Source organism: Sulfobacillus harzensis (genome assembly GCF_012933365.1).
Lineage (GTDB): Bacteria > Bacillota > Sulfobacillia > Sulfobacillales > Sulfobacillaceae > Sulfobacillus_B > Sulfobacillus_B harzensis.
Window position 1 is genome coordinate 1 of record NZ_JABBVZ010000102.1, and the last position, 11702, is coordinate 11702.

Consider the following 11702-nt stretch of genomic DNA (forward strand, 5'->3'; position numbering starts at 1 on the left):
CGAAGTCATAGCGATTCCTCCTGACGGTTGAATGATGGATGGTACCTCTATTCAACCAAACACGGACAGGAATCGCTGCCGCAAATTCCACGAAATTCGGGACTATCTCATCCCACCGATTTGCTGCCAATTGGGCAAGTGGCCGAGGTACCAATTGGCAATGGCTCGGTCGATCGCCATTAAGGCTTGCGCTGGTTTGTAGATGTGGTGGCCACGCGAAGGTGCATTGATGATTTCGTCATACGCTGCGACGGCCTCTTGAAACCGGCCTAAGGTGCTGAGAATGATCGTCCGCGTGATCATGACTCGTCGGCGTGCACTGTAATCCTCGGCGAGATAGATTAACAATTGGTCGAGATAGGCCAGTGCGTCCTGGTACGCTTCCTGGGCCACCGCCTGCCGGGCCCGGCGTTCGAACTCCTCTGTCCGGGCGATGCCGGATGTTTGGACCAAGGGAGCCAAATCACTCACCAGCGTTTCGATTTGCCAAACCCGTTGATGATTCCCCATAAGATCGGCTTGCCGCGATGCACTCCGCGCCACCTCATAGACATCGTCAATGTGACCCAATGCTGCTAACTTCATGGCACGTTGCAGCCCACCCAAGATGTCCCACAACTGCGCATGGCCGATGTGATACTTGCGACTCCACTTCAACCGAACCGACTTCTGTCCTACCACCTACTGTCACACCTCTTTGCGTTGCTAACCCTAAAATGGGGAACCTTCCAAAAGATCCGCCCCTGATCATACCGCATTCCCATGGCAGTCGAAACGATTTACCGGCAATAGGGTTCCGGCATGCTTGCCAATCAGCAGCCACGACTGTGCCATAGGTGGCGATCTTTTTTAGCGACATGGGCATCGTTCGATGAAGATCGGCGGCGCTAGTCCACGGCGTGGCCTAGATGGGCCTGTCCTTCAGCGTCTTTGTCGGATCAATTGAGGCGACTTACCTTCGCTTATTTAAGGTGCCGTCGCGGAATCCGCTTAATGCGTACGAAGCGTTAAGGGAGCTATTGCGATGCAGTGCGGAGCGTTCGCGTCCACATACGAGCACGGTATGAGTCATTTTTTAGAAATTGAGTTTTCAGATATTCGCTCAAACGGGCGAAGGAGGCAGATTCATGAAACTGACAGGCAAACTGTCGATCGTCTCTGGCGCATTGGCAGCAGCTGTAGCGGTCCAGGCTGTGTTAATTGTGTCCCATGCTCGCACCTCGTTGAGTGACACCCATCGCGTTGCAAATCGCGATAGTGTGTTCAACAACACCGTCCTCAAGCTCGAGAGCGACTTTTATGGGTATGACGACCAGATGAATATGTATGTCCTGGTAGCCCAACGCGGCCAAACGGGGTTGGCGAACACCACCTATCAACAGGCGCAGCAATTTCGGCAACAATTCCAGGCCGGCCTCTCCAAAGCTCAGGGTCTGGCGTCCACCGGGCGCGCAACAGCTTTGCTGAGCGAAGTTTCTCAACAGATGGCCGCCTACAATCAGGATGCGACGCAGGTGCGCAACGACCTGCTCAATCATCGGGTGTCGGCGGCCGTGGCCATGCAAACCACCGGCAATAACGCGCCGTCCAACGCCATTATGTCGTTGTTAAGCAAGTTGACAGCAGCAGGCCAAGCACAATTGGATAGTCGATTGCTGGCGGTAGACACCAGTCAGAACAGTAGCATCACCTGGGCCTGGGTTACCGCGGTAGCCGTGATTCTGTTCTTGGTATTGGTGCTGTTTTTGGTCGAATGGTCCGCGATTCGGCCGCTGCGGCAATTGAAGGAAGTCGCTGAGCATCTTGCCGAGGGCAATGTCCAGGATGAAGTGCGCATGAACTCTGCGGACGAGCTGGGCGATCTGGCCCGCGCGTTTAGACAGATGATGACGTATCTGACGGATGCGGGGGCGGTGGCCCAAGCGATTTCCCAGGGCGACCTTACTGTGTCCCCCACAGCGCAGGGGCCCGACGATGTATTGGGCCAATCTCTCGTAGCGATGCATAGCCAGCTTCGCGACCTTATTAACGCCTTGCAAGCGGCAGGCAAGGATGTCGACGGCAGTGCGAACGAGTTGACGCACGTAATTAGTCAGACCACGGAAGCGACCCGTCAAATTGCCACCGCCATCGCCCAGACGGCCCAAGCAACGGGTGAATCGTCGCAGGGCCTGCAGCAAATTACGTCGGCGATGCAGGAGTTCAAGACGGCGGTAGACCAGGTCAGTCAAGGGACTGCGCGGCAAGCGGAACAAGTGGATCACGGTGAGGTAGCGCTGGCATCCATGAAGGAAGCCCAGTCCTTGGTGCACGAGACGACAGTGCGCATGGAACAATTGGCGGTTCAGTCGCGCGATACTGCGCAGCAAGGACGAATGCAGGTCGAACAGACGTTGGCGGCCATTGCCCGTATTGCCGAGGTCGCCCAACTCCAAGCTGAGTCAGTAAATCGCCTGGGCCGGCACTCGGAGCAAATCGGAGCCATCGCGGGGACCATAGCGGACATTGCCTCGCAGACCAATCTGTTGGCGCTGAACGCGAACATCGAGGCGGCACGCGCTGGCGAACACGGGCGTGGGTTTGCCGTCGTCGCCGACGAAGTCCGCAAGCTGGCGGAGCAGTCTTCACAGGAAGCCAAGAATGTGAGTGACATTATCCATACCATTCAGGAAACGGTGCAACTGTCACTGGAATTGATGGAGAAATCCAATCAAGAGGTCACCACTGGCCAGACGCTGGCGCGCGAGACCAGTACAGCAATCGGCGAAATGGACGATGCCGTATCCCAGGTAGCTGACCAGATCGGTGCGATGTCCCAAACGGTGAGTGCGTTGGAGAAACAAAGTCTGGGCGTGGACCAGGGGATGCGGGAAATTGCACGTATCGCTCAGGAAAACGCCGCCGCCACCCAACAAATGTCGGCCTCGTTGGTGGGCATTACCGATACGGTGGAAGGCCTCGCGGCGATTTCAGAAGAAACCGCAGCAGCGACCGAAGAGGTGTCCACGACGAGCGAACACGTGGCCGAGTCCACCCGTTCCCTGTCCACCAAAGCCGACGTACTCAGTCAAGTGGTCGAACGGTTGAATCGCGTCGTGTCGCGATATCAGTTGTAAATGATGTCGGAGGGGTGGATGGGATGGAAAGCCAATTGTTGACCGTCAAAATTGGGCCATACTTGTGGGGCGCACCGGTGACGCATGTGACCGAGATTCTGGCGTCTCCTGGTGTGACCCCCATTCCTCAGACCCCGCCCGCTATTGCGGGTGTGGCCGTGATTCGCGGACAGGCGCTAACGGTACTAACTCTCCGTCCGATGCTGAACCTCGCGTCGGACGCCGTGGGTATGGCCTTGCGCTGGGGCAGCCAGCGCGGGAGTTTCCTGGTGGCCGTGGATCAGGTGGAAGGTTTATGGGCTCCGACCGAACCCATGCACGAGGAGCGATGGAGTGGTTTGGTGTCCCCCGCCGTGGCGCCACTGGTCAAGGCTGCGTATCGATGGGATTCGGAATGGCTGTGGGAGTGGATTGCCGACATGCCGGACCGTTTGCATGCAGGACTCCTCACGGATCCGATGCTTGCCGATCGGTAAATAAATCATAAGCGAGCAATGCTTGAGGAGGCCGCCGCCTGATGCGATTTGTTGACGTGCAGTGGGATACCGCAGAGGAACGTACCCTCTTTATCGAAGAAGCGACGGAATTGTTAAATACCCTGGAATCGGGTGCGCTGGAACCGCAACCGCCGATGGATGCGATGTTTCGTGCGGCGCATACGCTGAAAGGGTCGGGTGGCATGTTGGGCCTCACGGAGTGGGTGGATCGAGCGCATCGCATGGAAGATGCGCTTGACCGCCGCATTCATCCGGATTGGCAGTGGACCTCGGCTCTGCAACAATTGGTCCTGGACGCTGTGGATGCCTTTCGTGCGGAACTCGCGGGCCGAACCGAGGCCACGACCGTCGCGGATGATCAACCTGTCTGGGAACTGACGTGGGATGCCGCTTGCCCCATGCCGGGTGTGCGTGCGTACCAAGCATGGCTCGCCGTGAATACGGCCGTTCCCGGTACGCAGTCGGACCCCCCGGAGGAAGCCCTGGCCCAGTGGTCAGGTACGCAAAGTTATCTGCTCCTGCCCAGTTCCGCAGTGGATGCCGCAGTGGTTCAAGAGGCCTTAAGCAGCGTCGATGATCTCGTTTCGGCCAAACCGGTCGAGCGGATGCCAAGCACCGGGCCACAGGCATTGGACGAGTCACCGGCCGAGGAAGTGGTTGGTCGGTCCGAACGGCGCGACGCGACCTTGCGGATTAATGCGGACGTGTTGGAAGCTATTCTTGAGGGACTGGGCGAACTGCTGTTGGATCACGGACAAGTGCTGCATCTCTGGCAAGGGACAGACAACTCGGCAGTACGATCGGTGCTCAATCACTTACGCCGACGCACCTTGGACCTCCAAGACTTGACGCTGCACGCGCGCATGTTGCCCTTGGACACCCTGTTTCGCCAATATCCCCGGGCGATCCATGATCTCGCCCAGAAGCTCAACAAAAAGATCCAGTTGCAGACGGCTGGCGGCGAAACGGAATTAGATCGCGTCGTCATGGACCGGTTGCATGAACCGCTTTTGCACCTGTTGAGAAATTCCTGCGACCATGGCATCGAAAGTCCGGAGGAACGGTTGCAGCGTGGCAAGTCCGAAACGGGGACGATTCGTTTGACGGCGTTCACCGCCCAGGGGCATGTGCATGTGCAACTGCAAGATGACGGGGCCGGGATCAACTGGGAAAAGTTGCGGCAAAAAGCCGTGAGCCAGGGGTGGATGGATCCCGAAACCGCCCAGACCGCGTCGGAAGACCAATTGTCCGAGTTGCTCTTTCGCCCCGGCATTTCCACGGCCGATACCGTAACCGATATTTCAGGCCGCGGCGTGGGCTTGGATGCCGTACGAGCGTTTCTAGACGACATTCATGGTGGCATCCGCGTCGATAGTCAACGCGGAGAAGGCACTACGTTCCACATTGAATTGCCCATGACGATGGCGATTATGACAGCGCTCATTGTGGAGGTGGGGCCGTGGACGCTGGGATTCCCAATTGCGGCGGTCGAGCGCATTGAAGAATTGAAGCGTTCCGTCCTGGGATCCGCGCTAGGGCAGCGTGCTGCTCAGGATGCTGACGCTCCGTTGCCGGTCTATTCCCTGGCCGATATCCTCGGCGCACCCGAAGGTCAATCAGAGCAATATCTGGTACGGGTCCAGGACGGTCGAACCCGGGCGGGCCTGGCGGTCGGCCGAGTGTTGGGCCAACAAGAAGTGGTCATCAAATCCGTTGCCGGCCTCGTGGGGATTACGCCGTGGCTGAGTGGCGTCGCCTTGCTGGGGGATGGCCGATTGGCGTTGATGGCCGATGTTCGGCGATTGGTGCCGGCCGGCGGATCCCTTGCGGAAGACCGGTTGGGCGTCGACGAAGGGATCTTAAAAGCGGGATCGAACGAGATGGAATTACTGGTGTTCCGCATGAGCGACGGACAGCGCTACGGCATCAATGTGTATAAGACACGCGAGGTGCTGTCCCAAGCCGAGGTGACGCGGACACCCGGTCAGCATGCGTGGATCGATGGCTTTTTGCAACTGCGTGAACAAGCCATGCCGGTCATTAATTTGCATCGGGCGTTATGCATGGGCGTCCCTGAACAAGTCACGATCCTCATCACGGAATTTAATCAAACCGTGCAAGCGTTTTCCGTCGAGCGCGTCGAATCGATGGTTCGTGTCCGCTGGGATCAAGTGCAGACATCGCCAGAGGCTCTCAACGCCGGGGAGTTCCGCCTATTGACCGGGTTCGTGGACCATGCGGATTTGGGAAAAATCCAGTTGATTGACTTCGAGCAAATTCTGTCTCAAGTGGCGCCGGCCCCGGTGTATGAAGAGCCCTCCCCTCCCCTTCCCGCGTTGCGCGACAAAGTTGTGTGGATCGCGGACGATTCGGCGGTGGCGCGGCATCAGATTCACAAGACGTTGGAATCGCTGGGGCTGCGATACCGATCCTTTTTGGACGGTCAGGCCCTCTGGGATGCCGTCGAAACAAGCACGGATCTTCCAGATCTCTTTATTCTCGATGTTGAGATGCCGCGCCTAGATGGGTACGCGCTCACCGCCGCGCTGAAAAACGATGTCCGAACCCGGCATGTGCCGGTGATGTTGCATACGTCTTTGTCGGGATATTGGCACGCGGATCGTGCGGCGCAATTGAGTGCGGATGCGATCTTGACCAAGTTTGAGCCGATGCGGTTGGCGCAAACCGTGCGCGACTGTTTAATGCGGGTTGATCCCTTCGAAATTCACCCTGAGGAGGACTCCAATGCGAATTCTAATCGCGGATGATGCGGCGTTTATGCGTTCACGCCTCCGCAAGATGCTCGAGCAAGCGGGACATACGGTGATCGAAGCGGCCAGTGGGGCGCAGGCGGTTGCGCTATATGGCGAACATCATCCGGACGGCGTGCTCATGGACATCACCATGCCGGATATGGACGGGATTGCGGCCACTCAGGCGATTTGTCAAACCGATCCGACCGCACGGATTGTCATGGTCTCGGCGTTAGGGCAACAGGCCATGATGGTAGCGGCCTTGCAAGCCGGTGCCAAGGATTTTGTTGTCAAGCCGTATGAGCCAGACCGCATTATGCAGGTGTTGGCCAAATGGTTTTAGGATACCAGCAGGAAGGGCTCATGGCGGAAGCGGATGGAGGCGTCGGGTGGATATTCGAGAGCTTTTAACCGTCTGGCAACAAGCGTCGGGCCCTGCGTTGATGCATGCGGGGGCCACCCTCAAAAAATTCAGTGGGTTGGATTTTGTGGTCAAGGACAGCCACGTCGCGATTGCCACGTGGTCAACGGCTGTGATCCAAATTCAGCAATCTTTCACCAATCCGTTTTATGGCGTGTACGTGGAGGCGACCGGACTTCTTCCCTCCACCATCATTCTGGGCTTTTCGCCGTTGAATGCCCAGCGACTGGTAAGCGCCTTAATGGAGGAGGAGGTGGAATTACCCTTGAATGACATGGGATTGTCCGCATTGCAAGAGGTCGGCAATATTGTCGGGACGGCATATTTAAACGTGTTCTCGGACTTGTTGGGGACCGTATGGGAACCGAAACTCCCCCAAGGAGGTTTAACCTCGCCGGACGAGTTCGTGCACCAGATGACATCCGCAGCCCTCGTGCTGTTGGCCGAAGCGTTGTTCGAAGTGCCGAGCGAAGGAGTCCTGGGGCGCATGCTGGTCATTCCGGCGTTTCCCGAATAGCCCAACGTAAGGGCATCAATCGAAACCGACTAGGTAGGTGACTCATGAGCCCTTCAACGCCGTTTCGGGTAGTAATCGTAGACGATTCCGCGTTTTTTGCAATGCGATTGGCCAATCGCATGACCCAGCGAGGCTGGGAAGTGTCAGCACGGTTGTCGTCAGGGCTTGCCGCCGTTCATGAGATTCCGCATCTCAACCCGGACTTGGTCGTGATGGATCTCGTGATGCCGGGAATGAACGGGATTGCCACACTTCAGGTGTTGCGGAAAACATGGCAGGGTCCCATCGTAATGATGTCCGCGTATTCGGACGAAGCCATGCGCAATACGTGGCTTGCATTGGATGCGGGCGCGCAGGATTTTGTTGCCAAGCCCGGGCCAGGCCAGTCTCTGGACGATATGTTGGACCACCTAGTATCGTACCGCGAAGACGAGCGTCCCCGAGGGGAACCGGTCGTTGGACGCTCGTCATTGTGTCGCGCCGGGGTTCGGAATCGCAAGGTGCGGGCAGTAGTGATTGGCGCCTCAACGGGCGGGCCCAAGGCCGTGTCCCTGTTGTGTGCTGCTATTAAGGAAACGCCCCGGGTTCCCATTTTTATCGTGCAGCACATGCCGGCGGGGTTTACGCGGTCATTTGCGGAACGCCTGGCCGGGGTGTTGGGATCGCCGGTCTTCGAAGCGGCGCCGGATGGAACACGGATGCCTCTCAAGACAGCCCCTGTCGTGGTTGCGGCGGGTGGATTTCACCTCCGTGTGTCGGCAACAGAATGTTGGGCTGAACCGGGCGATCGCCGAAACGGCGTCATCCCATCCGTGGATGTGACGCTCGTCGACGTGGCGACTGCCTTTGGTGCTGAAAGTGCGGCGGTCATCGTCACCGGGATGGGTTCCGACGGGGCCGAGGGTGCGCGTGCTGTGAGGCAGGCGGGAGGCACTGTGGTCGTTGAATCCAAGGAGTCAGCATTAGTTTGGGGGATGCCTGGCGTGGTGGCGGAACGTGGCGATGCCGACGCGATTTGGCCTCTACCCGAAATTGGCCATTGGCTAAGTCAGGTGGTGACGCGTAATCATGGCAGTTGAAGATGAAACCTGGAATAAGATCGTTCGTGCGTTGGCCCCATTCGGGCTTGATCTCTCAGTTTACAAACCGGGGCAAATTAAGCGGCGCCTTGAAACGTTTTTGAACCAAGAGGGCTTCGCGACCGTCGATGCGCTGACGCGGGCACTGACCCAATCGCCTGACCTGTATCGGAAGTTGCACGGTCACTTGACGATTCACGTGACGGAATTCTTTCGGGATCGCCCCTATTGGCTGCAACTGCGCTCGGTCATTTCCCACGAGCGGCTTCAGGTTCCATGGGCGGTCTGGTCGGCCGGATGTTCGTGGGGAGCGGAGCCGGTGACCGCAGCCCTCATCTTTGAAGATATGGGGCAACCTTATAGTATTTTGGCCACGGACAGCGATGGAGACATCTTGACGACCGCACGGACAGGTCGGTATCTGGATGAGCAATATCGAAAGGTTCCCCCACCCTATGGTCGTTTTTTTGAGCGCGATGGTGACGCCTGGCGGCTTGTCGGATTGTCCCACGGTACGATTACCTATCGGCAGCACAATTTAACCGCCGAGTTCCCCCCGCAGCAATACAACGTCGTGGTCTGCCGGAATGTCCTTATTTATTTTGAGCCTGCAGTGCGTCTGCGTGTCCTCCGAGCTTTTGCGGATGCTCTGACCCCCCGAGGCTTGTTGTTCCTTGGTGTAACGGAGACGTTTTTGGAATATGCTGACCTTGGATTTCGGATGATTTCCCCGTCGCTGTACCAAAAGGCGGATTGAATCATCGGGTTCGTCGGGACATCCTTGAACAAAGCAGGTGTCCGTGACGGTGTGCAGACAACGATTCGTCATTCCGTCGCTACTGACGCACGCGATGAGCCGCGAATTCGGCAACGATTCTGCCCCTACTTCAGGCGCAAGATTCTCCGCGCACTCTTTCGCACTTGGTGTGTTCCGACTCGCGGCCACGTCCTAAGGTGGACGGAGGCCCGGTGTTTTGCTCCGTCTCAGGAGTTGGAACGTGACCTTTCGCGTGATGCCGTATAAACACGACGCGTCCAATCCTCCCTTTGGGGTCAGAATGGTGAGGATTTTGGTGAGCGTTGAACGAAACTAATCGAAAAAGGGGACACAAATCATGAACAATTCCTTGCCGTTACCGCTTGTATCCGTTGTTATACCCTCGTATAACTCCGAACAATTTGTCGATGCCGCGTTATCTTCTGCCGCAAGCCAAACATGGCCCAAGCTTGAAGTGGTCGTTGTCGACGATGGGTCCACTGATGGGACTTCGAAACACTATGCGAAATACGACCAACTCCCGAACTGGCGGATATATCGATTGCCCAGAAATCGCGGTGCACGGTTCGCCTATAATTTCGGCCTCATGCATGTTCGGGGCGAATACATGATGTTTTTAGATGCAGACGACATTCTCTTTCCTGAGTATGTGGAAGCCACCATGTTCAAAATACTCGCTGACAAAGCTGACATGGGCTTTTCTAATCTGTACGTCATGGAGGGTCACACTCCGACGGACAAAACGTGTTACGGAAAGCCGCGTCATCCCGCCTTCGACTATGCGTTCGGTGGCCCCGAAAACGAGTTTCCACAAAGCCACCAGGCGCTGCGCGAATTAATCGTGAGATCGGCATCCATTGGTCCCCGAGCCATTTACAAAACAGAGCTGTTCTCGATGTTCGGACCCGAAGACCATCGACTGCGGATATCGCACGACTGGCTGCGCCACATCCAATTTGTCCTGGGGGGCGCCGCCTGTGTGTATAATCCAGAGCCTCTGGGCTACTATCGCGTCCACCCTAACGGCAATTCACAAAGAGATCCGGTCGCCTCGGGAGTCGATGCCCTCAAGGCCATCAACATTGTCTTGTCTGGTGAAGTCGGAGTCCTGACGGCCGAGGAGAGGAACGCGATAACTGGCTTATGGAAAAATTACCGACTGATGCTTTTTCAAGCGCTTGCCCGATCAGATATGTCTACGAGTCAAATTGTCGAATGGATTGTGCGCCAACAAATTTGATACGGAGATGTGGTCAATGTACGATGTTGCGATAATCGGGGCGGGTTTCTCTGGCGCTGTTTGTGCAGAACGGTTTGCAAGCCTCGGCAGGAAAGTTTTGGTTGTAGAAAAGCGGTTCCACGTGGGAGGAAATGCCTATGACACATTTCATCCGTCCGGCGTTTTGATTCATCCTTATGGCCCACATATTTTCCACACGAACAGCGAGTCAGTAATTTCTTATCTATCCCAGTTTACTGAGTGGCGTCCATATCAACATCGTGTATTGACGTCGGTCGATGGGCAACTGGTCCCCTTCCCGATTAATCTAAGAACGATTGAGAACGTATATGGACTGAAGTTGACCTCTGACGAAATGAAGGCATGGATTGCAAATCAAGCCGAGCCAATTCTTAACCCCATCAATGTGGAGCAAAGCATGCATGCGCGAATTGGCAAGGATCTGTATCAACGATTTTTCAAGCATTATACGGAAAAGCAGTGGGGACGGCCGGCGACGGAGCTTTTACCAACTATCACTAACCGAATCCCCTTGCGGTACAGCTATGACGATAGGTACTTCACCGATCGGTACCAGCTAATGCCTTTATACGGGTACTCCGCTCTTTTTCGTAATATGCTAAACCGACCGAACATCAGTATATTGCTTAACACGGACTGGGCGAGCGTCAAAGACCTCAAGATTCCAAAGATCATCTGTACAGGACCGATCGATGAATACTTCGATTACGTTCATGGCCATTTACCCTATCGTTCACTGCATTTTGATTTTATTGAGCACCCAGTAGATTTCGCCCAACCCGTAGCTACCGTGAACTACCCGAACGACTATGATTTCACCCGTATTACAGAGTTTAAACATATTACGGGTCAACGGATTCCGCACATCACTGTTACGGGCGTGGAGTATCCGCAGGAGTCTGGTGAACCATTTTATCCTGTGCTCACAAAAGAGAGCCAACGGACGCTAGAACACTATCAGGAAGAAGCTAAACGCATTGAGTCCCATGTTCAATTCGTGGGCCGGTTAGGCACGTTCCGCTATTACAATATGGATCAAGCTGTGGCATCTGCCCTGCAAACAGTCGACGAATGCCTAAACAGTGGCTGGTGACCTTGGCTGAATTCGGATTCGGGCGCAGAGGTTGGACTGTCCGGACAATTCTTGTGGATGGCCTTCTGTTTGGCTCTTCACCTTGTTTCAGTAACTTTAACCGGTGGTTAGATGATGTCCTGTCAAGACCAGCTATGGAGAGTCAAGCTGCCTGTTGGCATGGAAGATCGGGGCGGCAATGTAGGCA

General features: G+C 56.0%; 10 protein-coding genes. 9 read left to right on the forward strand and 1 reads right to left on the reverse strand.

Annotation, left to right across the window (positions count from 1 at the left end; translation table 11 throughout):
* Positions 1–102: 102 nt before the first annotated feature.
* Positions 103–681: a hypothetical protein gene (locus tag HIJ39_RS18565; protein ID WP_169102382.1), complete on the reverse strand. Its 579-nt coding sequence runs from the start codon at positions 679–681 to the stop codon at positions 103–105.
* 446 nt (positions 682–1127) lie between these two features.
* Here HIJ39_RS18565 and HIJ39_RS18570 point away from each other — a divergent pair, with 446 nt between their 5' ends.
* The 9 genes from HIJ39_RS18570 to glf all read left to right on the forward strand — a co-directional run bounded on the left by HIJ39_RS18570 (position 1128) and on the right by glf (position 11515).
* A complete protein-coding gene (locus HIJ39_RS18570; RefSeq protein ID WP_169102384.1) occupies positions 1128–3116 on the forward strand; it encodes a methyl-accepting chemotaxis protein in 1989 nt (662 codons plus the stop codon).
* A gap of 23 nt (positions 3117–3139) precedes the next feature.
* Entirely contained in the window at positions 3140–3592 is a 453-nt protein-coding gene (locus tag HIJ39_RS18575) for a chemotaxis protein CheW (RefSeq protein ID WP_169102386.1), read from the forward strand.
* Between the two features lie 41 nt (positions 3593–3633).
* Positions 3634–6381 (forward strand): chemotaxis protein CheW, encoded by a 2748-nt coding sequence (locus HIJ39_RS18580; RefSeq protein ID WP_169102388.1) that lies wholly within the window; start codon positions 3634–3636, stop codon positions 6379–6381.
* The gene (locus tag HIJ39_RS18585) at positions 6359–6709 is read left to right on the forward strand and encodes a response regulator (RefSeq protein ID WP_169102390.1); all 351 of its coding nucleotides are present in this window, start codon (positions 6359–6361) and stop codon (positions 6707–6709) included. The genes HIJ39_RS18580 and HIJ39_RS18585 overlap by 23 nt, the downstream gene beginning before the upstream one ends.
* A 46-nt stretch (positions 6710–6755) precedes the next feature.
* On the forward strand, positions 6756–7304 hold the full coding sequence (locus HIJ39_RS18590) for a chemotaxis protein CheC (protein ID WP_169102392.1): 549 nt from the start codon (positions 6756–6758) through the stop codon (positions 7302–7304).
* A gap of 44 nt (positions 7305–7348) precedes the next feature.
* A complete protein-coding gene (locus HIJ39_RS18595; RefSeq protein ID WP_169102394.1) occupies positions 7349–8383 on the forward strand; it encodes a chemotaxis protein CheB in 1035 nt (344 codons plus the stop codon).
* The gene (locus HIJ39_RS18600; protein WP_169102396.1) at positions 8373–9140 is read left to right on the forward strand and encodes a CheR family methyltransferase; all 768 of its coding nucleotides are present in this window, start codon (positions 8373–8375) and stop codon (positions 9138–9140) included. Before HIJ39_RS18595 ends, HIJ39_RS18600 begins: the two co-directional genes overlap by 11 nt.
* A 358-nt stretch (positions 9141–9498) precedes the next feature.
* The gene (locus HIJ39_RS18605; RefSeq protein WP_169102398.1) at positions 9499–10401 is read left to right on the forward strand and encodes a glycosyltransferase family 2 protein; all 903 of its coding nucleotides are present in this window, start codon (positions 9499–9501) and stop codon (positions 10399–10401) included.
* A gap of 16 nt (positions 10402–10417) precedes the next feature.
* The gene (gene glf / locus HIJ39_RS18610) at positions 10418–11515 is read left to right on the forward strand and encodes a UDP-galactopyranose mutase (protein ID WP_169102400.1); all 1098 of its coding nucleotides are present in this window, start codon (positions 10418–10420) and stop codon (positions 11513–11515) included.
* The last annotated feature ends 187 nt before the right edge of the window (positions 11516–11702 follow it).

Bases quoted from the DNA above. Each gene is read 5' to 3' on its own strand.
- HIJ39_RS18570 (WP_169102384.1), top strand. From the start codon at position 1,128: ATGAAACTGACAGGCAAACTGTCGATCGTCTCTGGCGCATTGGCAGCA.
- HIJ39_RS18575 (WP_169102386.1), top strand. From the start codon at position 3,140: ATGGAAAGCCAATTGTTGACCGTCAAAATTGGGCCATACTTGTGGGGC.
- HIJ39_RS18580 (WP_169102388.1), top strand. From the start codon at position 3,634: ATGCGATTTGTTGACGTGCAGTGGGATACCGCAGAGGAACGTACCCTC.
- HIJ39_RS18585 (WP_169102390.1), top strand. From the start codon at position 6,359: ATGCGAATTCTAATCGCGGATGATGCGGCGTTTATGCGTTCACGCCTC.
- HIJ39_RS18595 (WP_169102394.1), top strand. From the start codon at position 7,349: ATGAGCCCTTCAACGCCGTTTCGGGTAGTAATCGTAGACGATTCCGCG.
- HIJ39_RS18600 (WP_169102396.1), top strand. From the start codon at position 8,373: ATGGCAGTTGAAGATGAAACCTGGAATAAGATCGTTCGTGCGTTGGCC.
- HIJ39_RS18605 (WP_169102398.1), top strand. From the start codon at position 9,499: ATGAACAATTCCTTGCCGTTACCGCTTGTATCCGTTGTTATACCCTCG.
- glf (WP_169102400.1), top strand. From the start codon at position 10,418: ATGTACGATGTTGCGATAATCGGGGCGGGTTTCTCTGGCGCTGTTTGT.